24 protein-coding genes are annotated in these 24,514 nt (G+C 74.7%); 7 read left to right on the top strand and 17 right to left on the bottom strand.

Annotated elements, in window-relative coordinates; genetic code table 11:
- Positions 1 to 366: 366 nt before the first annotated feature.
- Positions 367 to 795 (bottom strand): hypothetical protein, encoded by a 429-nt coding sequence (locus ACYX4T_RS21965; protein WP_476011380.1) that lies wholly within the window; start codon positions 793 to 795, stop codon positions 367 to 369.
- A gap of 147 nt (positions 796 to 942) precedes the next feature.
- On the opposite strand from ACYX4T_RS21965, the gene ACYX4T_RS21960 reads away from it, so the two are divergent.
- Positions 943 to 1,074: a hypothetical protein gene (locus ACYX4T_RS21960; RefSeq protein WP_476011379.1), complete on the top strand. Its 132-nt coding sequence runs from the start codon at positions 943 to 945 to the stop codon at positions 1,072 to 1,074.
- Between the two features lie 144 nt (positions 1,075 to 1,218).
- Here the strand turns inward: ACYX4T_RS21960 and ACYX4T_RS21955 are convergent, their stop codons facing one another.
- The 3 genes from ACYX4T_RS21955 to mshA all read right to left on the bottom strand — a co-directional run bounded on the left by ACYX4T_RS21955 (position 1,219) and on the right by mshA (position 4,921).
- Positions 1,219 to 2,808, bottom strand: a complete 1,590-nt coding sequence (locus ACYX4T_RS21955; protein WP_476011378.1) for an AMP-binding protein — start codon at positions 2,806 to 2,808, stop codon at positions 1,219 to 1,221.
- A 293-nt stretch (positions 2,809 to 3,101) separates the two neighbouring features.
- The gene (locus tag ACYX4T_RS21950) at positions 3,102 to 3,635 is read right to left on the bottom strand and encodes a type III secretion system chaperone family protein (protein WP_476011377.1); all 534 of its coding nucleotides are present in this window, start codon (positions 3,633 to 3,635) and stop codon (positions 3,102 to 3,104) included.
- Entirely contained in the window at positions 3,632 to 4,921 is a 1,290-nt protein-coding gene (gene mshA / locus ACYX4T_RS21945) for a D-inositol-3-phosphate glycosyltransferase (RefSeq protein WP_476015341.1), read from the bottom strand. The genes ACYX4T_RS21950 and mshA overlap by 4 nt, the downstream gene beginning before the upstream one ends.
- A gap of 168 nt (positions 4,922 to 5,089) precedes the next feature.
- On the opposite strand from mshA, the gene ACYX4T_RS21940 reads away from it, so the two are divergent.
- The gene (locus ACYX4T_RS21940; protein WP_476011376.1) at positions 5,090 to 5,878 is read left to right on the top strand and encodes an SDR family NAD(P)-dependent oxidoreductase; all 789 of its coding nucleotides are present in this window, start codon (positions 5,090 to 5,092) and stop codon (positions 5,876 to 5,878) included.
- Positions 5,879 to 5,894: 16 nt separating this feature from the next.
- Here the strand turns inward: ACYX4T_RS21940 and ACYX4T_RS21935 are convergent, their stop codons facing one another.
- Positions 5,895 to 7,058: a L,D-transpeptidase gene (locus ACYX4T_RS21935; RefSeq protein WP_476011375.1), complete on the bottom strand. Its 1,164-nt coding sequence runs from the start codon at positions 7,056 to 7,058 to the stop codon at positions 5,895 to 5,897.
- A 150-nt stretch (positions 7,059 to 7,208) separates the two neighbouring features.
- Entirely contained in the window at positions 7,209 to 8,360 is a 1,152-nt protein-coding gene (locus ACYX4T_RS21930; RefSeq protein ID WP_476011374.1) for a UDP-N-acetylmuramate dehydrogenase, read from the bottom strand.
- 25 nt (positions 8,361 to 8,385) lie between these two features.
- Here ACYX4T_RS21930 and ACYX4T_RS21925 point away from each other — a divergent pair, with 25 nt between their 5' ends.
- On the top strand, positions 8,386 to 8,892 hold the full coding sequence (locus tag ACYX4T_RS21925; RefSeq protein ID WP_476011373.1) for a DUF2505 domain-containing protein: 507 nt from the start codon (positions 8,386 to 8,388) through the stop codon (positions 8,890 to 8,892).
- Entirely contained in the window at positions 8,889 to 9,785 is an 897-nt protein-coding gene (purU, locus tag ACYX4T_RS21920) for a formyltetrahydrofolate deformylase (protein WP_476011372.1), read from the top strand. The genes ACYX4T_RS21925 and purU overlap by 4 nt, the downstream gene beginning before the upstream one ends.
- A gap of 6 nt (positions 9,786 to 9,791) precedes the next feature.
- On the opposite strand, the gene ACYX4T_RS21915 is transcribed toward purU, so the two are convergent.
- Entirely contained in the window at positions 9,792 to 10,757 is a 966-nt protein-coding gene (locus ACYX4T_RS21915; protein WP_476011371.1) for a pirin family protein, read from the bottom strand.
- Between the two features lie 167 nt (positions 10,758 to 10,924).
- Here ACYX4T_RS21915 and ACYX4T_RS21910 point away from each other — a divergent pair, with 167 nt between their 5' ends.
- Entirely contained in the window at positions 10,925 to 12,436 is a 1,512-nt protein-coding gene (locus ACYX4T_RS21910; RefSeq protein ID WP_476011370.1) for a hypothetical protein, read from the top strand.
- 11 nt (positions 12,437 to 12,447) lie between these two features.
- On the opposite strand, the gene ACYX4T_RS21905 is transcribed toward ACYX4T_RS21910, so the two are convergent.
- From ACYX4T_RS21905 to ACYX4T_RS21890, 4 genes are all read right to left on the bottom strand, one after another.
- Entirely contained in the window at positions 12,448 to 13,008 is a 561-nt protein-coding gene (locus tag ACYX4T_RS21905) for a YbaK/EbsC family protein (RefSeq protein ID WP_476011369.1), read from the bottom strand.
- Positions 13,005 to 13,304 (bottom strand): DUF2516 family protein, encoded by a 300-nt coding sequence (locus ACYX4T_RS21900; RefSeq protein WP_476011368.1) that lies wholly within the window; start codon positions 13,302 to 13,304, stop codon positions 13,005 to 13,007. The genes ACYX4T_RS21905 and ACYX4T_RS21900 overlap by 4 nt, the downstream gene beginning before the upstream one ends.
- A gap of 142 nt (positions 13,305 to 13,446) precedes the next feature.
- A complete protein-coding gene (locus ACYX4T_RS21895; protein WP_476011367.1) occupies positions 13,447 to 14,169 on the bottom strand; it encodes a hypothetical protein in 723 nt (240 codons plus the stop codon).
- A gap of 48 nt (positions 14,170 to 14,217) precedes the next feature.
- Positions 14,218 to 14,691, bottom strand: a complete 474-nt coding sequence (locus tag ACYX4T_RS21890) for a helix-turn-helix domain-containing protein (protein WP_476011366.1) — start codon at positions 14,689 to 14,691, stop codon at positions 14,218 to 14,220.
- A 121-nt stretch (positions 14,692 to 14,812) separates the two neighbouring features.
- Between ACYX4T_RS21890 and ACYX4T_RS21885 the strand changes: the two genes are divergently transcribed.
- Both ACYX4T_RS21885 and ACYX4T_RS21880 read left to right on the top strand, forming a co-directional pair.
- Positions 14,813 to 15,217 carry a FluC/FEX family fluoride channel gene (locus tag ACYX4T_RS21885; protein WP_476011365.1) on the top strand — a complete coding sequence of 135 codons (405 nt, stop codon included), beginning with the start codon at positions 14,813 to 14,815 and terminating at the stop codon, positions 15,215 to 15,217.
- Positions 15,214 to 15,564 (top strand): fluoride efflux transporter FluC, encoded by a 351-nt coding sequence (locus ACYX4T_RS21880; RefSeq protein ID WP_476011364.1) that lies wholly within the window; start codon positions 15,214 to 15,216, stop codon positions 15,562 to 15,564. The genes ACYX4T_RS21885 and ACYX4T_RS21880 overlap by 4 nt, the downstream gene beginning before the upstream one ends.
- On the opposite strand, the gene ACYX4T_RS21875 is transcribed toward ACYX4T_RS21880, so the two are convergent.
- From ACYX4T_RS21875 to ACYX4T_RS21850, 6 genes are all read right to left on the bottom strand, one after another.
- Positions 15,561 to 16,769, bottom strand: a complete 1,209-nt coding sequence (locus ACYX4T_RS21875; protein ID WP_476015340.1) for a DUF445 domain-containing protein — start codon at positions 16,767 to 16,769, stop codon at positions 15,561 to 15,563. The genes ACYX4T_RS21880 and ACYX4T_RS21875 overlap by 4 nt on opposite strands.
- Positions 16,770 to 17,452: 683 nt before the next feature.
- Positions 17,453 to 19,312 carry an asparagine synthase (glutamine-hydrolyzing) gene (asnB, locus tag ACYX4T_RS21870; RefSeq protein WP_476011363.1) on the bottom strand — a complete coding sequence of 620 codons (1,860 nt, stop codon included), beginning with the start codon at positions 19,310 to 19,312 and terminating at the stop codon, positions 17,453 to 17,455.
- Between the two features lie 77 nt (positions 19,313 to 19,389).
- Positions 19,390 to 20,868: an ATP-binding protein gene (locus ACYX4T_RS21865; RefSeq protein ID WP_476011362.1), complete on the bottom strand. Its 1,479-nt coding sequence runs from the start codon at positions 20,866 to 20,868 to the stop codon at positions 19,390 to 19,392.
- On the bottom strand, positions 20,865 to 22,529 hold the full coding sequence (locus tag ACYX4T_RS21860) for an NAD(P)/FAD-dependent oxidoreductase (RefSeq protein ID WP_476011361.1): 1,665 nt from the start codon (positions 22,527 to 22,529) through the stop codon (positions 20,865 to 20,867). The genes ACYX4T_RS21865 and ACYX4T_RS21860 overlap by 4 nt, the downstream gene beginning before the upstream one ends.
- 61 nt (positions 22,530 to 22,590) lie before the next feature.
- Complete coding sequence (locus tag ACYX4T_RS21855; protein ID WP_476011360.1) at positions 22,591 to 23,538, bottom strand: hypothetical protein; 948 nt, start codon at positions 23,536 to 23,538, stop codon at positions 22,591 to 22,593.
- Positions 23,535 to 24,482, bottom strand: coding sequence for a hypothetical protein (locus tag ACYX4T_RS21850; protein WP_476011359.1), 948 nt, complete (start codon positions 24,480 to 24,482; stop codon positions 23,535 to 23,537). Before ACYX4T_RS21850 ends, ACYX4T_RS21855 begins: the two co-directional genes overlap by 4 nt.
- Between the last annotated feature and the right edge of the window lie 32 nt (positions 24,483 to 24,514).

Genomic DNA, 24,514 nt, shown 5'->3' with positions numbered 1-24,514 from the left:
GTGGAGCGCACTGGCCAGGCAGAGCCGGAGCGACATGCGCTGCGATCTGCCCTCCCCACCGGCCGGCGGAGGTCGGGGATGCACATGAAGAACGGGACTGTCGGGAGCGTCGAGCGAGCGGCGCCCCGTGTCCGGGTCACGGCCGTGCGGTCGACCGTGGTTGAACCGTACCGCTCATCAGCCCCGACATCCGATCACGGTCACGCGGCCGAGCACGGCCCCGCTCCAGCCCCCACGCGTGGCAGGTGCGGAAGCGGGACCGGCTCCACCGGCTTCGCTGGTGAACCGGAAGCCGGTACCGCGCGCTGCGGTGCGACCACCGTCCCCGCCCGGTGAGCGGTCTGCAAGCGCCGTGCACTGCCGCGCTCAGTGGGCCGCTGTGTCGGTCGCGTTCTCGACCTTCGCCGCGGCTTCTCGACTCAGATTCAGCAGCAACCGCGCCTCCACGACCGGCGAGAGCGGCACGTTCTCGGCACTGACCTGCGTGATCAGCGCCCGGAGCTGTGCTCTGACCGCTCGCTCGGCGACCAGTTCGGCGCGTTCCTGGGCGTGATGCGGTCGGGAGTGCACGGCCAGCCGCTCCGCAGAGGTCGGGTCCTCGCCGACCGGAAGGGCGCGCAGGGTGGTGCCGGGGGTGCATCCGTAGCGGCGCCGATACGTCGCAGCGACCGGCCGTGGTTGGTGAACTGCCACCGGGTCGCGATCTTGACGACGCTGTCGCGCCGCCTGGGCGAGCTCGGTGGTGCTGATCGCGCGGTGCGCGTTGGCGTCGATGAACTCGACCGCACGTTCCACCGCCGCCGGTCCGCCGTTCGTCCGACCATCAACGCTGGTAGCGCGTGGCGTCATGACGTCCGTCGCGTACTCGGCGCGTCGTCACCGCTGGCGGCCCGCCCGTACGACCTCCGGCACGCGGCGCTGTCGTCCTGGCTCAACGCCGGGGTGCCGCCCACGGAGGTCGCCGAGCGGGCCGGCCACTCGGTCAAGGTCCTGCTGTCGGTCGACGCCGCGTGCCTCGACGGCGAACGGGCCGCCTACAACGCCCGCATCCAAGATCTACTCGGCGAGGAGTGAAGATCTGAAATGGAAGATCCGGTCCGTGACTGTTCCGTGGAATCTCCCGACGAACCGCCCACGCCCGCTGAGACTCACAGAGACTTCACATCGGACATTCGGCGTCGTCGCAGGTCAGAGTCCCGGAACACCGGGTCAGAGACCCTACGCGGGAGCCTGCTCACGAGCACGAAGATCCTTCCGCAGGATCTTCCCCGACGCCGACTTCGGGATCTGGTCGACGAACTCCACCACGCGGACCTTCTTGTGCGGCGCGATGCGCTCGGCGACGAAGGACATGACGTCGTCACCGGAGAGGTCGGCGCCCTGCTGCAGCACGACGAACGCCTTCGGGATCTCCTCGCCCTCGGCGTCCTTGACCCCGATGACCGCCGCGTCGGCGATGCCCTCGTTCGTCAGCAGCAGCGCCTCGAGCTCGGCCGGCGGAACCTGGTAGCCCTTGTACTTGATCAGCTCCTTGACCCGGTCGACGATGTGGAAGACGCCTTCGTCGGTGACGGTGGCAACGTCGCCGGTGTGGAGGAAGCCGTCGGCGTCCAGGGTCGCCGCGGTCGCCTCGGGGTTGTTGAGGTACTCGCGCATGACGTTCGGCCCGCGGACCCACAGCTCGCCGCGCTCGACGCCCTCCTGCCCGGTCTCCGGGTCGACGAGCTTGCACTCGATGTTGGGCAGCGCCACACCGATCGAGTTGAGGTCCATGTCGGGGCGGTCCTGCGGCATGGCGTGGCTGACCGGGCTCAGCTCGGTCATCCCGTAGCCCTGCAGGACCGTGCAGTTCAGCCGCTTGCCGACCGCGTGCCCGAGCTCGGCGTCGAGGGCGGCGGCGCCGGAGAACACGACGTCGACGCAGTCGATGTCGTACTGGTCGACCATCGGGTGCTTGGCCAGCGCCACGGCGATCGGCGGGGCGATGTAGACGCGGTCGATCCGGTGCTCGGAGATCGTCCGGAGGAAGTCGGCCAGGTCGAACTTGGGCATCGTCACGACGGTCGCCCGCACGTAGATGCCGTGGTTCATCATCACGGTCATGCCGTAGATGTGGAAGAACGGCAGCACGGCGAGGATCGTCGAGTCGGGCCCGGTGCTCGCGTTGACCGCCTGGAACTGGACGAGGTTCGCCACGAGGTTGCGGTGGGTCAGCACCACGCCCTTGGCGCGGCCGGTGGTGCCCGACGAGTAGGGCAGCGCGGCCACGTCGTCGCCCGTGACGGTGACCTGCGGGCGCTCGGCGGTCGTCGACAGCGCGTCGGCGAGCGTGCTCTCGGGCATCGGCGTGGTGGCGTCGTCGCGCGCGTCGTCGAGGAGGATCGTCTCCGCGACCACCACGCCCTCCTCACGCAGCGCCGCCCGCGCGCGGTCGAGGAAGGGCGAGACGGTGACCAGGATCTTCGCGCCGGAGTCGCGGAGCTGGAAGGCCAGCTCGTCGGGGGTGTAGAGCGAGTTCACGGTCGTGACGGCGAGGCCGGCGGCGAGGGCGCCGTGGAAGATCACCGGGTAGTACGGGTTGTTCGGCGCGAACAGGGCGAGGACGTCGCCGCGGCCGAGCCCGCGCTCGCCGAGCGCGGCGGCGAAACGGTCGACCGCCCCCGCCAGCTCGCCGAAGGTGACCTCGCGCCCGGACGGCCCGTCGATGACTGCCACCCGCTGCGCGGCGTCGCCCAGGTCGCCGAACAGGAACTCGGGCAGACCCACGTCCGGGACGTCGACGTCGTCGTACGGGCTGCGAACGATCATGGGGCGTCCTCCTCGAAGCCGGACCGCGGTGCGCGGCCAACCTACCTGCCGGTACTCGGTCGTGCCGATCCCTGCGTGATCGGGCGGATCGTCCGAGACGGTCCGTGTCACCCGTTCAGCCGCGTGACGACGCCTTGCCCTGTGTGTTCCGTGGTGGGACCCTCGAGTTCCAGCAGCCGATTCGACACACGGGGTCGGTCGGCGGCCACTCTCACGCGAGCGCCCCGAGTCGCCCGCCGCCGGCGTCGGATGCCCCCCGTCCCACGCCGGCGGCGTGGCCCTGCGGATCCCGCTCAGCGCCCCGTGCCGTCACCCGTGCTGCCGCCCGCACCGTCGCCGCCGTCGACGAGGTGCGCGAACGCCGAGAGGTTGGCCAGCGACTCGCCCCGCGACTCGCGCCACGCCCACTCGCGGCGGATCGACGTGACGAACCCGAGCTCGAGCAGGGTGTTGAAGTCGCCGTCGGCGGCCTCGAGCACCTGCCCGAGGATGCGGTCGACCTCGTCGTCGGTGACGGCGTGCAGCCCGACCCGGCCGACCAGGTGGATGTCGCCCGCACGGTCGATCGTGTAGTGCACGCCGTAGAGCCGGGCGTTGCGCTGCAGGAGGAAGCGGTAGACCTCCTCGAGGTTCTCGTCCGGGTGCCGGCAGACGAACGCCTCGACGAGCAGCGCGTGCGGCGTGAGCACCAGCCAGCAGTGCGTGGCGAGCTTCTTCGTGCCGGGCAGGGTGACGAACAGCCGCCCCGGCCCGCGGCGCAGGTAGGTCAGCTCGCGCTCCTCGAGCGCGGCGACCAGCACCTTCTCGATCTCCTCGAGATCGCTCACACGGCCACCTCCCGCGCCCGGTCACGCGCCTGGGCCCGCGACGCCTCGGCGTAGGTGGCGAGCAGCGCGTCGGCGGTGCGGTCCCACGAGAACATCGCGGCGTGCTCGACCGCGCCCGCGGCGAGCCGCTGGCGCTCGGCCTGGTCGAGCCCCACCCGCGCCAGCGCGTCGGCCCAGTGGTCGGGCTCGTGGTCGGTGACGAGCAGCCCGGAGCGCTCGTGCGCGACGGCCGTCGGCAGCCCGCCCACGGCCGCGGCGACCACCGGTGTCCCGCACGCCTGGGCCTCGAGCGCGACGAGGCCGAACGACTCGGAGTGGCTCGGGACCGCGACGACGTCGGCGGCCCGGTAGACCGCGGCGAGGTCGTCGCCGCCCCGGGGCGGCAGGAAACGCACGACGTCGGCGATACCCAGCTCCCGCGCGAGCGACACGAGCGACTCCGGCTCGGCGAGGCCGGTGCCCGAGGGCCCGCCGACGACGAGGACGACGAGCCGTCCCCGCAGCTCCGGGCGCCGCGCGAGCATCGCGGCGGCCGCGCGCAGGAGCACGTCGGGGGCCTTGAGCGGCTGGATGCGTCCCACGAACGCGAGCGTGACGGCGTCCGGCGCGAGCCCGAGCGCGGCGCGGGCGGCCTCGCGGTCGCGGGCGGGCGTGAAGGTGCGCAGGTCGACGCCGGGCGCGATGGTGCGCACGCGGTCGGGGTCGGCGCCGTAGGCGGCGACGAGGTCGTCGGCCTCCGCCTGCGTCGAGGCCACCAGGCGGTCCGCCTCCGCGACCACCTGCTCCTCGCCGACCGTCCGCGACAGCGGCTCGGGCCGGTCGCCCTCGGCCAGCGACGCGTTCTTGACCTTGGCCAGGGTGTGCGCGGTGTGCACGAGCGGCACGCCCCAGCGGTCGCGGAGCAGCCAGCCGACCTGCCCGGAGAGCCAGTAGTGGCTGTGCACGACGTCGTACCAGCCGGGCTCGTGGCGGGCCTCGTCGCGCAGCACCCCGGCGGTGAACGCGCAGAGCTGGCTCGGCAGGTCCTCCTTGCCCAGCCCGCCGTACGGACCGGCCGTGACGTGCCGGACCAGCACGCCGGGCGCGAGCTCGGCCACCGGCGGGAGGTCCGACGACGTCGCCCGCGTGAAGATTTCGACCTGGACGCCGCGCTGGGCCATGCGCCGGGCGGTCTCGACGACGTAGACGTTCATGCCGCCGGCGTCGCCCGTGCCGGGCTGGGCCAGGGGCGAGGTGTGCAGCGAGATGACGGCGACGCGACGCGGGCGCCCAGGATGGTGACGGATGACCGGATCCGTGCCCCGGGATCGCGGTACCGCGGGGGTGGCTGATGCCGCGCAGGCCGCCGATGCCGTCGTCGCCGCCGGGGTCACGGTGGTCAGCTTAGGTGCGCGGCCGCCGCGGAGCCGCGCCGAACCCGCTGCCCGGCCCGGGGCGTCCTAGGGTGCGGCGGTGTGACCACGCCTTCCGCGCCTCCCGGAACCGACCGCCCCCTCGCCGTCGTCACCGGTGCCAGCTCCGGCATCGGCGCGGCCACCGCCCGCGCGCTGGCCGCCGACGGCTGGCACCCCGTGCTCGGCGCGCGCCGCGTGGAGCGGTGCCGGGAGATCGCCGACGAGGTCGGCGGCACCGCCCTCGCCCTCGACGTCACCGACGCCGACTCGGTCGCGGCGTTCGCGGCGTCGGTGCGCGAGATGGTCGACGGCGGCGGGCGGCTGCGCGGCCTGGTCAACAACGCGGGCGGCGCGCAGGGCACCGAGACGGTGATGGAGGCCGACGAGGACAAGTGGCGCTGGATGTGGGAGTCCAACGTCCTCGGCACCATGCGCATCACGAAGGCGCTGCTGCCACTGCTGATCGACTCCGGCGACGGGCACGTCGTCACCATCACCTCGATCGCCGGCCTCGAGGTCTACGACGGCGGCTCGGGCTACACGTCGGCCAAGCACGCCGAGGGCGCCATGCACCGCACCCTGCGCGGCGAGCTGCTCGGGCAGCCGGTGCGCCTCACCGAGGTCGCGCCGGGCGCGGTGGAGACCGAGTTCTCGCTCGTGCGCTTCGGCGGCGACGAGGCCCGCGCGGCGAAGGTCTACGAGGGCCTGACGCCGCTGGTCGCGCAGGACGTGGCCGAGGTCGTCGCGTTCGCCATGGGCCGGCCGTCGCACGTCAACCTGGACACGATCGTCCTCAAGCCCCGCGACCAGGCCTCGGGGATGCGCTTCCACCGCACGTCGGAACGCTGATGTCACAGCGCTGATGTCACAGTGCTGACATCGACCGCCACCGGTCCCACGGCACCGTCCAGTCGTAGATGTCGCCGTCGCGCGCGGAGTAGTCCACGCCCGAGCCCGTGACCTCCACGGGGTCGCCGTAGAGGGCGGAGTCGAAGTAGGCCCGCGCGTCGGCCATCGAGAGGTTGACGCAGCCGTGGGTGACGTTGCTCGAGCCCTGGGCGCTCGTCGAGGCCGGGTTGGCGTGGATGAACTCGCCGTTGTTGGAGATCCGCACGGCCCAGTGCTCGACCAGGTCGTAGCCGTACTGCGCGCTGGTCATCCGCTTGTTGTCGAACTTCTCGGTGACGACGTGCGTGCCCGAGCGCGTGATGCGGTTCGGGTCGCTGCCGAGCCCGTAGCTCGCCGGCACGTCCATGACCCGTTGCCCGTCCCGGATGACGACCATGCGGTGGCTGCCGACGTCGGCGCGCACGATCTGGGAGCGGCCGATCGTGAGGTGGCTGGTGAGGTCCTCGCGGCCGTACGCCCCGTCGCCGAGATCGACGCCGTAGAGGTCGGCGCGCACATCGACGACGGTGCCGGGCTGCCAGTAGTCCTTCGGCCGCCAGTGCACCCGCGAGCCGTTCGCGTCGTCGGGGAGCCAGGCCCAGGAGCCCTCGGTGGGCACCGAGGTCCGGATCGACAGGGCCCGCTCGGCCGCGGCCTTGTCGGTCACCGGGCCGTCGAACTGGATGACGATCGGCGCCGCGACCCCGACCGTCGCGTCGTCGGGCTGGGTGAACTGCGCGCGCACGATCCGGTCCGGGGTCATCGTGGTGAAGCCGCCCGCGACCGGCGTGACCGCGCCGTCGGCGCACACCGCGCTGCCCGACCACGTGTAGCCCTTGCCGTAGCCCAGGGCCTCGCCGGCGGTCCAGCGGTGCCCGTCGGGGCTGGTCGTGCCGGCCACGGCCCGGCCGTCGGCGCCGGTCAGGGCGACGTCGCGCAGGGTCGCGTCGGGCGCCGAGACGCTGATCTCGCCGCCGGGGTCGACGTCGGTGCGGCCCGGGGCGGCGGTCGTCGTGACGCTCGGCGCGGCGGCCGCCGGCGGCGCGCCCGGGCCCGGGGGTGTCGCGCCCGCGGTCGCGCACCCCACGACGACCCCGGCGGCGGCGACCAGCGCCACCAGGAGGGCCAGCACACCCTGCACGCGTCCCCGCACCCGCGGAGCACCCCCTCGATATCGATCCACCGACCGCACGACGCGGCCGGCGCGGGGCCGGTGGTCAGGGTCGCGCCTCCCTCACACGGGCGGCGCAGCGATCGTGAGCGGGGTCTCGCCGCGAACCGGACAGGCGGCTCAGAGCGCGCAGGCGACGAGCACCGGCTCCGGGTGGAGGACGAGCCCGAACGCCCCGTCGACCCTGTCGCGGACGTCGCGGGCGAGCGCCAGGAGGTCGTCGGTGGTGCCGCCGCCGCGGTGGGTCAGGGCGAGCGTGTGCTTCGTCGACACGCGGACCGGGGCGTGCTCCCCGGGATGGCCGCGGGGCACGCCCGCACGCTCGATGAGGGCGGCGGCGGAGAGCTTCACGCGCCCGTCCGGCTGCGGCCACGCCGTGACCGGCTGCTGGCCCGCCGCCTCCGTGAGGGCCGCGACCCGGGCGGCGGTCTCCGCGTCGACCACGGGGTTCATGAAGAACGAGCCGGCGCTGCGGCTGTCGGCGTCGTCGGGGTCGAGCACCATGCCCTTGCGCCGGCGCAGCCCCAGCACCGCCTCGCGGGCCGCGGCCACCGGCACGCGGCTCCCGGGCTCGACGTCGAGGGCGCGCGCCAGCTCGGCGTAGCGGACCGGGGCGGAGAGCCCGTCGGTCGTCAACCGGAACCGCACGCCGAGCACGATCTCGCCGTCGACGTTGCGGTCGCCCTTGAGCCGGCTCGTGCGGTAGCCGAGGTCCAGGTCGGCGGCGGGCACGGGTCCCCGACGACCGGTGCGGCGCGCGTAGAGGTCGACGTCGACGAGCACGTCGGCGACCTCCACGCCGTAGGCGCCGACGTTCTGCACGGGCGTCGCCCCGGTGCGTCCCGGGATGCCCGAGAGGCACTCGAGCCCGCCGAGGCCCTCGGCGACGGTGTCGGCGACCAGCGCGTCCCAGTCGTGGCCGGCCTCGACGTGCACGACCACCGAGTCCGCGTCCCGGTGCACGACGTGGTGGCCCTGCGTGTCGACGACCAGCGCCGTGCCGGCGAACCCGGCGTCGCCGACGACGAGGTTCGACCCCCCGCCCACCAGCAGCAGCGGTTCGCCCGCCCCGTCGGCGGCGCGGGCCCGGGCGACGACCTCGTCGGCGGTCCGGGCGTGCACGAGCCGCCGCGCCGGGCCGCCGAGCCCGAGCGTCGTCTGGGGGGCGAGCAGCGTCGCGGGATCGACGTCGCCGCCCTCGGAGCGGGCCGACGCGGGGGCCCCTGCCGAGGAGGCTGCTGGCGTCGCTGGTGCGGTCGGACCGGGTGCCACGCCCTCCGACGGTAGCCTCCCGCGCGTGCCACGCCGCATCACCCACCGCGCCACCTGGGACGTCCCCGCCCGGGACGTCTACGCCGAGCTGGTCGACGCCGACCACCTCCGCGCCCGCCTGCAGGAGCTGGGCGGCAACGATCCGGCGCTGGTCGAGCACGCCGTCGACGACTCCGGGGCGCGGCTGAAGCTGCGCCAGGCGGTCCCCGCGGAGTTCCTCCCGTCGGTCATCCGCCGCTTCACCGGGGGCGACCTGGTCCTCGACCGGGTCGAGACCTGGCGGCCGCGGGACGCGGGCGGCTACGAGGGCACGTTCGAGGTGACGGTGCGCGGGCTGCCCGGGTCGATGACGGGAACGCAGCGCCTGGAGGACTCGGGCGGCGGGTCGGTGACCACGGTCGAGGGCGAGGCGGCCGTCAACGTGCCGATGGTCGGCGGGCGGGTCGAGGGCGTCGTCGTCGAACAGGTGGACCAGCTGCTCGACGCCGAGGACGACTTCACGCGCCGCCGACTGGCGCAGGACCGCTCGTGAGCCGCCGGCTCGTCATCACGCTCAGCTGCCCCGACCGCACCGGCATCGTCGCCACCATCACCGGGCGGCTCGCCGGCCTCGGCGCCTCGATCACCGAGGCGGCCTACCACGCCGACACCGCCGCCGGGTGGTTCGTGACCCGCCAGGTGGTCGACGCCGCCTCGGTGCCGGGCGGCGCCGACGTGCTGCGACCCGTGATCGGGCAGATCGCCGCCGAGCTCGAGGTGCCCGGCGGCGAGCCGGTGGCGTGGCGCGTCCGGGACACCAGCGAGTCGCCGCGCGTCGTGATCCTGGTCAGCAGGGAGTCGCACTGCCTGCACGACCTGCTCGGGCGGGTCTGGGGCGGCGAGCTCGACATGGACGTGCGGGCGGTCGTCGGCAACCACGAGGTGCTGCGCCCGGTCGCCGCGGCGCACGGCGTGCCGTTCCACCATGTGCCGTTCCCGTCGCGCGCCGACGACGACGAGGCGCGCACCGGCCGCGACGCCGCCTTCGCGCAGGTCGCCGAGATCGTCGACGCCCAGGAGCCCGCCGCGGTGGTGCTGGCGCGGTTCATGCAGGTCCTGACCCCGGCGCTGTGCGACCGCTGGGCGGGCCGTGCGATCAACATCCACCACAGTTTCCTGCCCTCGTTCATGGGTGCGCGGCCCTACCACCAGGCCCACGCCCGCGGGGTCAAGCTCGTCGGGGCGACCTGCCACTACGTGACGCCCGACCTCGACGCCGGCCCGATCATCGAGCAGGACGTCAGCCGCGTGGACCACGCCGACACCCCGGAGGACATGGTCCGCCGGGGCCGCGACGTCGAGAAGCTCGTGCTGGCGCGCGGGCTGCGCGCCCACCTCGAGGACCGCGTGCAGGTGCACGCGGGCCGGACGGTGGTGTTCCGCTAGGGCGGGTCACACGCGCTCGGCGGGGATCGCGCCGAGCCGGCCGGCGTGGAAGTCGACCATCGCCTCGCGGACCTCCTGCGCGGTGTTCATGACGAACGGGCCGCCCCACGCCACGGGCTCGCGGATCGGGCGCCCGCCGAGCAGGACCACCTCGAGCGTCGGGTGGCGTCCCTCCTGGCCGGGATCGGCGGCCACGCGCAGCGACTCGCCGGGGCCGAACACCGCGAGCTGCCCGGTGCGCACCGGGCGGCGCTCGGCGCCCACCGTGCCGTCGCCGGACAGGACGTAGACCAGCGCGTTCTGCTCGCGGTCCCAGGGCAGGCGCAGCTGCGCGCCGGGCTCCAGCGAGGCGTGCGCCATGGTCATCGGCGTGTGGGTCGAGCCCGGGCCGGCGTGCCCCGCGACCTCGCCGGCGATGACGCGCACGAGCGTCCCGGCGTCGGCGCTGGTCAGCAGCGCGGCCGCGCCCGAGTGCAGGTCCTGGTAGCGGGGCTGCGCCCACTTCTGCGCGCGCGGCAGGTTCACCCACAGCTGCAGGCCGTGGAACAGCCCACCCGACGCGACCAGCGCCTCCGGCGGCCGCTCGATGTGCAGGACGCCCCCGCCGGCGGTCATCCACTGCGTGTCGCCGTTGCTGATCGTCCCGCCGCCGCCGTGGTTGTCGGCGTGCTCGAAGGTGCCGTCGATGATGTAGGTGACGGTCTCGAACCCCCGGTGCGGGTGCCACGCCGTGCCCTTGGGCTCGCCCGGCGCGTACTCCACCTCGCCCATCTGGTCGAGGTGGATGAAGGGGTCGAGCAGGGCGAGGTCGACGCCCGCGAAGGCGCGGCGGACCGGGAAGCCCTCGCCCTCGTAGCCCTGCGGGGCGGTGGTGACCGAGCGGACCGTCCGCTCGGTCACGCCGACCCGGAGGCCGTCGGGCTCGGGGATGCGGGGCAGGACCGTCAGGTCGGCGACCGTCGGCGCGGGCATCGTCCCTCCTTTGGTTGACGTTTCAAATATAGCGTGCCGAACACCTCGATGCCTGCGCCGATTCCCGGAGCGACGAGGACGCGGATTCTGCGCTGAACGTCTCCTCAGTGGCCCACGATCGGGCTACGGTCCGCCTGGCGAGGCGCGGGTGGGTGGGGGAGGCCGACGTGACGGGCGACGACGAGACGCGGCACGACGGCCCGGCCGCCCCGCCGGACCCCGATCCGGGGGCGGAGGAGGTGCACCCCACCGCCGCGACCTCACCGGACACCGGGTCCGGGGCCGCGACGACGGTCCATCCCACGACGGTCCATCCCACGCCGGGCAGCGCCGGCACCGGCGCGACGGCGTCCGGCGACGCGACCCCGGGCGCCGCGGGAGCGCAGAGCGGGCAGGCGACCCGGAGCGCCCCGTCGACGCCGGGCCCGTGGGCGCCCGGTCCGGTCCCCACCGGCGACGGCCAGCAGGGCTGTCCGGGCTACGGCCACCAGGGCTACCCCGGCCAGCAGGCCTACCCCGGCCGGCAGGGCGGACCGGGCGGCCGGCCCGGGCCGTGGGGCCCGCCGCCCGGGGTTCCCGGGGGTCAGCAGGGCGGCTACCCCGGGCAGCAGGGCGGACCGGGCGGCTGGCCCGGGCAGTGGGGTCCGCCGCCGGGCGTTCCCGGGGGTCAGCAGGGCCAGCAGGGCGGGCCGGCGCGTCGCCGCCGCTGGGTCCTCCCGGTCGCGGCGGCCGTGGTGCTGCTGCTCGTCATCGGGACGGTGCTGGTCGTCGTCACGCGCCCGGCCTCGCCGTCGGCCACGCTCGAGGCCACCGTCGCCGACGTGCGCGGCTGGGAGGGCGCGACGTACGGCGGCCGCATCGACGACGAGGGCGGACCGGCGACGCTCGAGGTCGTCGTCGACCGCGCCGGCAATGCCACCGGCTCGATCACCCGCGACGCGGGTGGGCGCGCCGAGTTCGTCACCGTCGGCGGCGACCAGGCCCTGCGCGGCGACCGCGCGTGGTGGGAGGGGCGCACCGCCGGCCGTCCCGAACTCGCCGAGCGCCTCGACGGCGTGTGGCTCGCGGACGCCTACCCCGAGCTGCCCGCGGGGCTGCCGACCTGGGCGGTGGCGCCGGCCTCGCTCGCGGACCGGATCGCCGCCCCCGACGTCGGGGAGCAGGAGCAGGGCGCGGTGATCGACGGCCGGGAGGCGCGGGTCCTCACACCCGGCACCGACGGCCGCACGGTCACCGTCGTCGACGGCGAGCCGCCGGCGATGGTGGCCTTCGAGCTCCCCGGGTTCGGCGCGGACCGCGAGGGGCCGGTGACGGTGGCGCGCGCCGATCCGGCGGCGCTGCAGGACCTGCAGACGCTCGTCGGTCAGGTGCCGTCGATGAAGAGCTACCTCGTGGCCGTCACCGAGCGCCCGCAGATCGCGCTGACCCTCGAGGGCGGCGAGAACACCTGCCGCACCCCGACCTGCACGGTCACCGCCCGGCTGGTCAACAGCGGCACCCTCGCCACCAGCGGGACGATCGTCGTCACGCTCAACGACGTCGAGGTCGCCCGGCACCCGTTCCGCTCGGACCCCGGCTCGAACCTGGCCTTCCCGACCTCGGCGCCCAACCCCGTCTACGACCAGCCGGGCGCCTCGATCAGCGTGCTGTGGCGGGCGCGGGTCGAGGGCGGGCGGTAGCCGGGCTCAGCTCAGCGGGCCAGCCCCTCCACCGTCTCGGCGCCGGGCAGCGCGCCCAGCACCGCGCCCGGCACGAGGAGCTTGCTCGCCCGCAGCCCGCTGCCCACGACCACCGCGGGCGCCGCGGGGACGGCGGCGTCGACGAGCACCGGCCACCCGGCCGGCACGCCGAACGGGGTGATGCCGCCGTACGCCATGCCGGTGAGCTCCACCGCCTCGTCCATCGGCGCGAAGGACGCCTTGCGCACGTCGAGGCGCCGGCGGACGACGTTGTTGACGTCGGCGCGGGTGGTCGCGAGGACGACGCAGGCCGCGTAGCGGCGCTCGCCGGACCGCGCGCCGGCGACGACGACGCAGTTCGCCGAGGCCTCGAGCGGCGAGCCGTAGGCCTCGCAGAACGCGGCGGTGTCGGCGAGCTCGGGGTCGATCGCGGCGACCAGGCAGCCCGCGGCCTCCTCGGCGGGCAGCGCGCGCAGGGCGGCGGCGACGGGCGCGGCGAGCAGGTCGGGGCGGTCGAGGGCGGGCTCCGGCGCGAGCGACCCGGCGATCGCCCGGGCGGCCGCGGCCGTCACCAGCGCGGGCCCTGCTGGATCTCCGTGACCCGCGGCCGCACGTCGACGATGTAGATGAGCACGGCGATGATGCCGATCAGCCAGAGGAAGCTGTACGGGCCGCTGGTGGAGATGGCGAGGATCGCGAGGCCGACGCCGGTGATCGCGCACCAGACCGGCTTGGTCAGCTTGTCGGCGGCCGTGAAGGCGTCGGAGCGCTGCATGAGGGCGTGCACGAAGGCGTAGAGGCCTACGGGGATGCCCAGCAGCCACAGCACCAGCAGCACGTAGCCGTCGAGGTTGTAGAGCACCGACACGCCTCCACAGTACGTCCCCTCCTCGGACGGGCGACAGGCGCGCGGTCAGGTGCGCACACACGACGACCCCGGGACGGCGGAGCGTCCCGGGGTCGTGTGGACCAGCGGTGTCACCACGGCGTCACCGCCGGGTGCGGGGGGTTCAGCTCTTCGGGGCCTTCTTGGCGCCGCCCGCGGTGGCCGCGGACTTGGGGGCGTTCTTCGGGCCCTGCTTCTTCGGGGCGGTCCGGGACGCGGCCTTGCGGGTCGTGCTCCGGGTCTCGGAGGCGACCTCGTCACCGGCCTCCTTGATCTCCTCGGAGAGCTCGGAGCCGGCCTCGGCCACGGTCTCGGCGGCCTGGGCGCTGAGGCGCTGGGTCGCGCGGGCGGCGCGCTCGCCGACCGAGCGCGTCTGCTTGGTGACCTCGGCCAGACCGGCCTCACCGCGGACGCGGAAGCCCTCGACGGCGTCCTCGAGGTTCTTCTCGACGTCCTTGCCGACCTGGTCGACCGTGTCCAGGGCCTGCTTGACCTGCGGCTGCGCCTTGATGTCCTGGTAGGACTTCTCGCCGCGCCTGACGAGCTCGGCGTAGACGCTGCGGACCGCGGCGAGGTAGCTGTCGACGAGGCGACGGAAGTCCTCGGCGGTCAGCTTCGAGCGCAGCTCCTGCAGCTCGGTCGGGAGGTCCTCGACGCGGGCCTGCACCTCGGTGGCGCCGGCCTGCACGCGGCCGACGGCGTCGCGGGCGGCGACGACGGCGGCGTCGCCGAGACCCAGCACGGCCAGCGCCGGCTGGCGCAGCGGGTCGATGGCGTCCGAGACGACCTTGTTGGCCTGGTCGCGGGCCTCACGGACGTCGAACTTGGTCGGGAAAGTGACCGGCATGGGTCGTCTCCGTTCCTGTCTCGGGACTGCGATACGTGTTCTGGTGGCTCAGGACGAGCGGGGCACCACGTCGGTGGGGATGTCTCCCCCGACGTCGGTCCCGGCGTCCTCCGGCCCGGTGGCGGCGCTGCTCCCGGCCGCACTGCTGTCGGCGACGTTGCCGCGACGGAAGGACTCGTAGATGTCGGCGAGCACCTGCTTCTGGCGCTCGGACAGGTCCGGGTCCGCGGCCACGGCGTCCAGCACCGGCGAGGACTCCCGTGGCTCGAGAATCCCGGCGCGGACGTACAGCGCCTCGGCGGAGATCCGCAGGCCGGTCGCGATCTGGGCCAGGATCTCGGCAGACGGCTTGCGCAGCCCACGCTCGATCTGGCTCAGGTACGGGTTGCTGATCCCCGCAACCTTGGCGAGCTGACGGAGGCTGACCTCCGCGCCCTCGCGCTGCCGGCGGATGTAGGCCCCGATGTCCTCGACGGCCTGGCCGATCTTCTCGACCCCGTCCGTGCCCGACACCGGAACCATCCCCTCCGAACTCGCTGACAACCACGCTAACACATGTGCTAGCTCGTGCAAGCACCGTGCTTGCGCTGGTCACGTGGCCTATCGCACACACGGACGGGCGACGGGCTAGGTTCGGCGGGCAATGCCGGAGAGCCCCTTCACCCGCGGTCAGGGCCCCGTGACGGCCGCCGTCGCCGCCGGCGGCGTGGTCGGTTCGCTCGCCCGCTGGGGCGTCGCGCTGGCCCTGCCGAGCGCGGACGGCGGCTTCCCGTGGGCCACGTTCGGCGTCAACGTCCTGGGCAGCCTGCTCATGGGCGTGCTCGTCGTCGTGGCCGCGGCGCGCACGACGCACCCGCTCGCGCGCCCGTTCCTCGGGGTCGGCGTCCTCGGCGGGTTCACCACGTTCTCGACCTTCGCCGTCGACGCGGACCTCCTGGTCGCCGGCGGGCACGGGGCGACCGCCCTCGTCTACCTGGCCGGCACGATCGTCGCCGCCGTCGGGGCCGCGGCGCTCGGGTCGGCGCTGGCGCGCCGGGTGACCGCGTGACCGGGCTGCTGGTCGCGCTCGGCGCGGCGGTCGGGGCGCCGGTCCGCTACCTCGCCGGCCGCCTGCTGACGCCCATGCGGGAGGGCGCGGTGCCCTGGGGCACGGTCGCCGTCAACGTCTCCGCGTCGTTCGTCCTCGGCCTCGTCCTCGGCGGGCCCGCCCCGCTCGGCGTGGTGGCGCTGGTCGGCGTCGGGTTCTGCGGCGCGCTGTCGACGTGGTCGACGCTGGCCGTCGAGACCGTGCGCCTGGCCCAGGAGCGGGCCCGCGCCACCGGCGTCCTGTACGTCCTGGGCTCGACGCTCGCCGGGGTCGGGGCGGCGGCCGCGGGCCTCGCCGTCGGGTCCTAGACCAGCAGCTCGCCCACCGTGTAGATGACCAGCCCCGCGAGGGCGCCGACGAGCGTGCCGTTGATGCGAATGAACTGGAGGTCGCGCCCGACCTGCAGCTCCACCTTCCGCGAGGTCTCGGGGCCGTCCCAGCGCGCGACGGTGTCCGAGATCAGCGTGGAGATCTCGCTGGAGTAGCGGCCCACGACGTACGACGCAGCCTCGACGATCCAGCCGTCGATCTTGTCGCGGAGGTCCTCCTCGGTGTCGAGGCGCTGCCCGAAGCGGGCGATGCCGTCGGTGACCCGCAGGCGCAGCTGCGACGACGGGTCCTCGGCGGCGTCGAGCAGCATCGCCTTGCCGGTGGACCAGGCCCGCGAGATCAGCGCCTGGACGTCCGGGTGCTCGAGGAGCTGCTGCTTGATGGCCTCGACCCGCTCGCCGGTCTCCGGGTCGTCCTGGAGATCGGCGGCGAAGGAGACGAGGAAGCGGTCGATGGCCTTGCGCAGCGGGTGGTCCGGGTCGGACTTCACCGCCCACGCGAACGACAGCGCCTCGGCGTAGAGGCGGTCGGCGATGAGCCCGTCAACGAACCGCGGCGACCAGGTCGGCGCCTGCTTGCTGACCAGCGCCATCACGGTCTCGTGGTTGTTGCGCACCCAGTCGTAGGCGCGGTCGCAGATGAGGTCGACGAGCCGGCGGTGCGACCCGTCGGCGAGCACGCCCGCGAGCAGCCGGCCCAGCGGCGGACCCCACGGCTGCGCGACCACCCGGCGCGTCACGGCCTGGTCGACCACGGCCTGGATCTCCTCGTCGCGCAGCACCGTCACCGCGCCGCGCACGACGGTCGCGAGCTCGGCGGTGACCCGCGCGGCGTTGCCCGGCGCCGAGAGCCAGCTGCCGAGACGCGCGGAGATCCGGGCCGCGCGCAGCTTCTCGCCGACCACCGTCGGCGCGAGGAAGTTCCCGCCCACGAAGTCGGACAGCGCCGACCCGAGCTGGTCCTTCTTGCGCGGGATGAGCGCGGTGTGCGGGATCTTGATGCCGAGCGGGTGGCGGAAGAGCGCGGTGACCGCGAACCAGTCGGCGAGCCCGCCGACCATCCCGGCCTCGGCGGCGGCGCGCACGTAGCCGGTGAAGGCCGGCCCGCCGTTGCGCTCCCAGAGCAGGAAGACCACCCAGACCACCGCCGCCCCGAGCAGGAACGACAGCGCGACGGCCTTCATGCGGCGCAGGCGAGCGCGCTTCTCGGGGTCGTCGACGAAGCCGGTCGGCGTGCCGGCGCCCCCCGCCGGGCTCCCGGCCCCCGGGCGGCGGGCGGACGCGGCCGGCCCGTCATCATCGGTGCCGGTCGACGCGGGGCCGGTGGCCACGGCGGGCACCGGCCGGACGACGGGGTCGGTCGGCGGGTCGAGGTCCGCGCCCCTCCCTGTCGAGGGGTCCGGACCCTGAGCGGTCTGCACGTCCCCAGTGTCCCACCGGCCGGGCGCAGCGCCGCGCCCAGCGAGCCCCGCCGGGCAGGCGCGGACCGTCGGACGCGACGTGGGTCACGCCACATCCGTCCCCCGCCGGGGTGAACCGGGGCGCCGTCCGGCGCGAATCGCGGGCAGGACAGCGAGAGTGCGTATCGCTCGACCGACGTCGCTCGTTGGACTGGTGCCGTTGTCGCCGCAGTTCGCGCCGAGGTCGCCGTACGGCCGTCAGGGTCGTCGGCCCCCGGGTCGACCTCGTCGGCGACGGACCCTGCCGACCCCGAGCCGTCCCGTTGCGGACGACCCGGTCCCCCGTGCGACCGACCGCGCCCGGCCGCACGGGGTCTCGCGTCCCCCGGTCGCCGTGCTGCCCCACGGTGACCGGGGGACGCCCCTCCCGCGGCCCTCGGCGCGGCCCCTCGGTGCGGCCCCTCGCTTCAGAGCGCCAGCGTCGGCCGGTAGCGGCGCAGCCAGGCGTCGATCTGCAGGACCGACTCCATCCGCGCGCGGTCGGTGTCGATGCTCGGGCCGTCCTGGGGCGCGTCGACGGCCGTGCGCAGGGCCTCGGTGTCGACGAGCTCGCGGACCGGCGCGTCGCGGTCGTGGACCAGGTCGGCGACCGACGCCCGCAGCGCCTTCTCGTAGCCCGGGTCCTGCGTCGACGGGTAGGGGCTCTTCACCCGGTCGGCGATCGACGCCGGCAGCACGTCGCGCGTCGCGGCGCGCAGCAGGCTCTTCTCCCGGCCGTCGAACGTCTTCAGTGCCCACGGGGTGTTGAAGACGTACTGGACGAGGCGGTGGTCGCAGAACGGCACGCGGACCTCGAGCCCGCCGGCCATGCTCATGCGGTCCTTGCGGTCGAGCAGGATCTGCACGAAGCGCGTCAGGTGCAGGTAGCAGACCTCGCGCATCCGCCGCTCGTGCGCGCTCACCCCCTCGACGTGGGGCACCTCGGCCAGCGCGTCGCGGTACGACGCGTCGACGTAGCCCGCCAGGTCCAGCTCCGCCCGCAGCTGCGGGGCGAAGTGGGCGGTGGAGTGGTCGAGCGGGCCCTGCCGTGTCGCCGCCATCCACGGGAACGTGTCGGCGGCCACCGCGTCGGCGTCGTGGAACCAGCGGTAGCCGCCGAACACCTCGTCGGCGGACTCGCCCGACAGCGCCACCGTCGAGCGCCCGCGGATGGCCTTGAACAGCAGGTAGAGCGAGGTGTCCATGTCGCCGATCGACACCGGCACGTCCCGGGCCCGCAGCACCGCGGCGCGGGCCTCGGGGTCGGTGAGGTCCTCGTTGGCCAGCGTGATGGGGGTGTGGTCGGCGGCGACGTGCTCGGCGAGCTCGCGGACGTAGGGCCCGTCGGGGGTGTCGCGCATCGGGTCGGCGGTGAAGGAGTCCTCGTAGCCGACGAAGTCGACCGAGAACGAGCGCACCGGCCCGGCGTCCTGCGCGCGCAGCATCTCGGCGGCCAGGGCGGTGATGGCCGACGAGTCCAGGCCGCCGGAGAGCAGCGCGCAGAGCGGGACGTCGGCGATGAGCTGGCGGTCGACGATGTCGTCGAGCAGCTCGCGCACGTGCGCGACGGTGGTGTCGCGGTCGTCGGTGTGCTCGAGGGCCTCGAGCTGCCCGTACCGGTGCACGTCGGTGCCCTCGCGCCGCACGCGCACCCACGAGCCGGGGCGCACCTCGAACATGCCCCGGTAGATGCCGTGGCCCGGCGTCTTGACGTGGGCGAGCAGCTCGCGCAGGCCGTCGAGGTCGAGCACGGCCTCGCTGCGCGGGTGGGCGAGGATCGCCTTGGGCTCCGACCCGAACAGCACGCCGTCGGGCGTCGGGTACCAGGACAGCGGCTTGACGCCCATGCGGTCGCGGACGAGGAAGAGCTCCTCGCTGCGGTCGTCCCAGATCGCGAAGGCGAACATGCCGTTCAGGCGCTCGACGACGGCCGCGCCCCACTCCAGCCAGCCGACCAGCACGACCTCGGTGTCCGACTGCGTCCGGAACGCGTGCCCCCGCCCGGAGAGCTCGCGGCGCAGCTCGCGGAAGTTGTAGACCTCGCCGGAGAACACCAGCGTCAGCAGCGTCCGGCCGTCGCGCTCGAGCGTCATCGGCTGGTGCCCGCCCGGCACGTCCACGACGGCGAGCCGGCGGTGCCCCAGGGCGGCGTGCGCCCGGCCGTCCTCGCCCGAGAGCCACAGGCCCTCGTCGTCCGGACCGCGACAGCTCATCGTCTCGACCATCGGGGCGACCTCGGCGCGGTCGATCCCGCGCGCCAGGTCTACGGCTCCGGCGATGCCACACATGGCCACGACCTCCTCGTCGACGGTGACGAGGAGGGTGTGCCCCGATAGTTGGTTCGGCTAACTATCTAGCTGACCGCTCACACCTCGTCGTCGCCGTCGTCCGGCACGTCCTCGCGGGCGGGGCCGTCGAGGGGCAGGCAGACCTCGAACGTCGTGCCCTCCGGGCCGGTGCGCACGCGGATGTCGCCGTGGTGCTTCTTGACGACGATCCGCCAGGAGATGTCCAGTCCCAGGCCGGTGCCCTCGCCGACGTCCTTCGTGGTGAAGAACGGCTCGAAGATGCGCGGGCGCACGTCGTCGGGGATGCCGGGGCCGGTGTCGCCGATCTCGACGATGGCGTTGGTGCCGTCGCGCCGCGTGCGGATCGTCAGCGTCCCGGTGCCGTCGCCGTGACCGTGCATGGCGGCGACCGCGTTGTCGATGATGTTGGTCCAGACCTGGTTGAGCTCGGCGGCGTAGGCCGGGACCTTCGGCAGGTCCGGGTCGAGCTCCTTGACCAGCCGGATGCCCTCGAACTTGCGGCTCATCATCACCAGCGTCGACTTCAACAGGTCGCGCAGGTCGATCTCCTGGAACGGCGCGCGGTCGAGCTGCGAGTACTGGCGCGCGGCGCCGACGAGGTTCGCGATGCGGCCCGTGCTGTCGGTGATCTCGCCCATGAGCGTCTCGGTCTCGACGGCGTAGGCGATCCAGCGCACCGCCGCCTCCACCGACCCCTCGGGCACCGCGCGCTCGACCTTGTCGAGCCACTCGGCGTCCAGGCCGCCCGCGACCAGCACCGGGGCGAGGTCCCAGGCCCCACCGACGCCGCGCTCGTCGAGCCAGTCGCCCAGCTCGTCCTCGGCGTCCGACGCCTCGAGCGCGGAGAGCTCCGGCGCGGTCTCGGCGCGGTTGACGGCGTCCTCCTGCAGCTCGACGAGCTGCGCGACGGTCGCGCCGTCGAGCTTGCCGGCGGCGAGCATGCCCAACTTGTGCCGCATGCCCGCGACACGGCTGCGCAGCGACTCGGTGGCGCGCTGGGCGGCGGCCGCGGGGTTGTTCAGCTCGTGGGTCAGGCCGGCCGACAGCGACCCGAGCGCGAGCAGCCGCTCGCGCTCGCCCTGGATCGTCGAGGTGCGGCGCATCCCGTTGAACAGGCCCTCGAGCAGGTGCATCGGCAGGGGGAACCACGTGCGCAGCGCGTCGGCCCAGGCGACGGCGGGCAGGGCGTACACCGTCGAGTCGGCGGTGGCGCGCAGCGTGTGCTTGTAGCTCTGCTCGGCGTCGCGGATGTAGGCCTGGGTGGAGCCGCCGTAGGCGCCGCGCTGGGCGGTGCGGTTCACCTCGACCTCGTCGCCGCGCATCGTCTGCAGCATCGCCATCTCGCCGGTGAGCAGCACCCAGAAGCACTGGGCCTCGTCGCCCTCGCGGCAGATGGTCTCGCCGGCGGAGAAGGCGACCACGTCGCCGTGCCCGGCGAGCCAGTCGAGCTGGTCGTCGGTGAGCGACTCGAAGAGGAACAGCCCGCGCAGCTCGTCGCGCGTGAGCTTCTCGGGGGTCTGCTGGGTGGTGCTCATCGGTTCTCCAGCCATCGGTGCACCAGACTGACCGCCATCGCGCCCTCACCGACCGCGGACGCGACGCGCTTGACCGACTCGGCCCGGACGTCGCCGACGGCGAACACCCCGGGCACGGAGGTCTCCAGGTGGAACGGATCGCGCTCCGGTTCCCATCCCGCGGGGGCGCGGGAATCCGGCTCGCGCGGCAGGTCCGGCCCCGTGAGGACGAAGCCGCGCGCGTCGCGGGCCACGATGCCGTCGAGCCAGTCGGTGCGCGGGGCCGCGCCGATGAACACGAACAGCCAGGACGCCTCGACGGTCTCCTCGTCGCCGCTGTTCCTGTCACGCAACGTCAGCTTCTCGAGGTGGTCGGTGCCGGACGCGCCGACGACCTCGGTGCAGGTGCGCACCTCGATGCGCGGGTTCTGCTCGATCTGCTCGATGAGGTAGTGCGACATCGACGCCGTCAGGGACGGCCCGCGCACGAGCATGACGACCTTGCTGGCGTGCCGGGAGAAGTTCATGGCCGCCTGGCCCGCCGAGTTCGCCCCGCCGACGACGTAGACGTCCTGCGCCGCGCACGAGGCGGCCTCGGTGGCCGCGGCGCCGTAGAACACGCCCTGGCCGGTGTGCTCGTCGAGGCCCGGGCACTCGAGCATCCGGTAGGACACCCCGGTCGCCAGCACCACGGCGTGCGCGGTGATCTCCGAGCCGTCGTCGAAGCGGACGACGCGCGAGCGCCCCTTCGGCTCGAGCGCGGTGACCGAGCGGGTGGTGAGCACCTCGGTGCCGAACTTCTCGGCCTGCAGGCGCGCCCGCGTCGTCAGCTGGTCGCCGGAGACGCCGTTGGGAAAGCCGAGGTAGTTCTCGATGCGGCTCGACGTGCCGGCCTGGCCGCCGGTGGCCCGCTGCTCGACGAGCACGGTGCGCAGGCCCTCGGACCCGCCGTAGACGCTCGCGCCGAGCCCGGCGGGACCGCCCCCGACCACGACGAGGTCGTAGACGTCGGTGGACGCCGTGGTGGACAGCCCGGCGGCCTCGACGACCTCGCCGTCGGAGGGCGCCACCAGCGCGCGCCCGTCCTCGGTGATCACCACCGGCAGGCGCTCGGCGTCCACCCCGGCCGCCTCGAGCAGCCGGGCGCCCTCGGGCTCGTCGGCCCGCAGGAAGTCGTAGGAGAGCTGGTTGCGGGCCACGAGGTCGCGCAGCTCGTAGGAGCGCGCCGACCAGCGGTGCCCGACGATCCGGAGGGTCGCCGACGGGCGGTCCGGCGCCTCGCGCCAGGCGCTGAGCATCGCGTCGACCACCGGGTAGAGCTTCTCCTCCGGCGGGTCCCACGGCTTGAGCAGGTAGTGGTCCAGGTCGACGACGTTGATCGCCGTGATCGCGGCGTCGGTGTCCGCGTAGGCGGTGAGCAGGACCCGGCGCGCCCGCGGGAACAGGTCCATGGCCTGCTCGAGGAACTCGACGCCCGTCATCCGCGGCATCCGCTGGTCGGCGAGGATCACCGCCACCTGCTCGCCGCGCAGCGCGATCTCGCGCAGGGCCTCCAGGGCCGCGGGCCCCGACTCGGCCCGGACGATGCGGTGGTGCTCGCCGTACTCACGGCGCAGGTCGCGGGCGACCGCCCGGGACACCCCGGGGTCGTCGTCCACGGTCAGGATCACCGGACGTGTCACGTCCACGAGCGTAGGCCCTCGCCTCGCGCTTCTCGATCGATTGAGCCGACAGCGGACGCCATCAGTCGCCGCTGCTGCTGCTGTCGCCGCCGTCGATGCTGCTGTCGCCGTCGCTGCTGGACGAGCCGGTGTCCCACCAGCCCGAGTCGCCGCCGTCGGCCGCACCACCGCCGGTGAGCGGGGCGTCGCGGGCGGCACGGATCTTCGCGTCGAGCTCCGCGGCGAACCACACGACGAACGCCGCCGCGGCCGGCGAGAGGCCCTCGGGCACGCGGGCGGACGGGTGCACCTTCCCGCGCCGGGCGCGTCCGACCTGCACGAGCCAGGCGGTCCCGTCGTCGTCGACGAGCGTGCGCCGCGGCGCGGGCAGGGAGCCCCGCACCTCGCAGTGCAGCCGCCGGCCCTCCACCGCGATCTCCCAGCGCCGCCGGCCCGCCGGCCCGAAGCGGCGGGCCACGAACACCGGCCCGGCGCCCTCGCTCGCGGTCATGAGGCCCGAGCGCGCCCGCAGGCGCAGGCGGCGCTCGCCGTCGTCGAGCCAGGACGAGGGGCCGCCGCGCTCCGTGCGGTCGCGGACGGCGACGGCGCCGGGGCGGTGGTCGACGTCGACGAGGTAGCGCACGCGGTCGTCCGCCGTGCCCTCCGCCGTGCCCTCCGCCGTGCCGTCCCCGCTGTCCGGCGCCGGGCGCACCGCGACCGGCTGGCCGACGCCGTAGTGGCGCACGTCGTCGCGGGCGCGCCGCCGCACCGCCGAGATCAGCTGGTGGAGCAGGCCCCAGAGCAGGAACGGCGCGACGACGATGACCGCGGTCAGCACGTTCACCGCGCCGTCGTCGGCGATGCCGGGGTCCGGGGAGGAGTCGGCCCGGATCGCGATGGCGGCGGCGACGCCCGCGAGCACGAGCGCCCCGAGCCACCACAGGTAGCGGTGGTGACCGAGCCGGCGCGGGGACCAGCGCGGGGCCGGGCCGCCGTGCGCCGGGCGGGTGGGGTCGAGCGTGGCGGTCACGGCCGGGCCTCCTCGTGGCGGTCGCGGGGCGCCACGCCCGCCCAGGCGTCGGCGACCGGCTCGGGCTCGCTCGCCCCGTACTCCTGGCCGTAGCTGCGCGCGCGGTCCTGGTGCTCGGCCAGCTCGCAGAACAGCCAGAGGCAGAAGGCGACGGCGTCGGGCTCGAGGTCCTCGGGCAGGCGGCCGTGCGGGCGCAGGCGGGCGGCGCGCCCGCCGCGCAGCTGGTCGAGCAACGACGGCGTGCCGGTCCGCACGAGCCACGCGGTGCCGTCGGGCTCGAGCAGCGTGCGGCGGGGCACCTGCTGCAGGCCCCGGACCTCGCAGCTCAGACGTCGCCCGTCGAGCTCGAGGTCCCAGCGGGCGCGGTGGTGCCCGGGCAGCGGCACGCGGGTGGCGCGGTGGCGGACGAGGCCGTCCGGGCCGGTGGCGGTCAGGGTGCCCCGCCCGCTGCGCAGCCGCAGCTGCTCGCGGCCGGTCTCGACGACGCGGTGCCGCCCGCCCGGGACGGCACGCTCGACGACCCGCGCGGCGTCGGGCACGTGGTCGACGTCGACGTGGAGCAGGACCTCCTCGGCCGGCCGCGGCCAGGCGCGCTCGCCGGGCACGGCGGCCGGCGCGGCCCCGCGGGCGGGCTGCCCGGTGCCGTAGGCGCGGACGTCGTCGCGGGCGCGGCGGCGCACCGCGGTGACGAGCTCGTGGACGGTCATCCACAGCAGCACGGGGGCGAGCAGGCACACCGCGACCATGACCGCGAGCGCGCCGCCGTCGGTGAGGCCCGGGCCGGGCGAGGTGTCGAGACCGATGGCGATGGCCGCCGCGAGCGCCGCGAGCAGGAGCGCGCCGCCCCACCCCAGGTAGCGGTGGTGGCCCAGCCGCGCCGGGGACCAGCGGGGCGCCGGTCCGCCCCCCGCCGGGTGGCCGTCGCGCGTCGTCGTCGCGGTCATCGTTCCCTCCCGGCGGCCAGCTTGGTGGCTAC

The sequence above is a fragment of the Actinomycetospora sp. ABD4_176 genome (assembly GCF_056311855.1).
This window is presented reverse-complemented; position numbering and strand designations above follow the sequence as displayed.

Bases quoted from the DNA above. Each gene is read 5' to 3' on its own strand.
- ACYX4T_RS21955 (WP_476011378.1), bottom strand. From the start codon at position 2,808: ATGATCGTTCGCAGCCCGTACGACGACGTCGACGTCCCGGACGTGGGT.
- ACYX4T_RS21895 (WP_476011367.1), bottom strand. From the start codon at position 14,169: ATGCCGGTCACTTTCCCGACCAAGTTCGACGTCCGTGAGGCCCGCGAC.
- ACYX4T_RS21865 (WP_476011362.1), bottom strand. From the start codon at position 20,868: ATGAGCACCACCCAGCAGACCCCCGAGAAGCTCACGCGCGACGAGCTG.
- ACYX4T_RS21850 (WP_476011359.1), bottom strand. From the start codon at position 24,482: ATGACCGCGACGACGACGCGCGACGGCCACCCGGCGGGGGGCGGACCG.
- ACYX4T_RS21915 (WP_476011371.1), bottom strand. From the start codon at position 10,757: ATGCCCGCGCCGACGGTCGCCGACCTGACGGTCCTGCCCCGCATCCCC.
- ACYX4T_RS21875 (WP_476015340.1), bottom strand. From the start codon at position 16,769: ATGAAGGCCGTCGCGCTGTCGTTCCTGCTCGGGGCGGCGGTGGTCTGG.
- ACYX4T_RS21890 (WP_476011366.1), bottom strand. From the start codon at position 14,691: ATGGTTCCGGTGTCGGGCACGGACGGGGTCGAGAAGATCGGCCAGGCC.
- ACYX4T_RS21885 (WP_476011365.1), top strand. From the start codon at position 14,813: ATGCCGGAGAGCCCCTTCACCCGCGGTCAGGGCCCCGTGACGGCCGCC.
- asnB (WP_476011363.1), bottom strand. From the start codon at position 19,312: ATGTGTGGCATCGCCGGAGCCGTAGACCTGGCGCGCGGGATCGACCGC.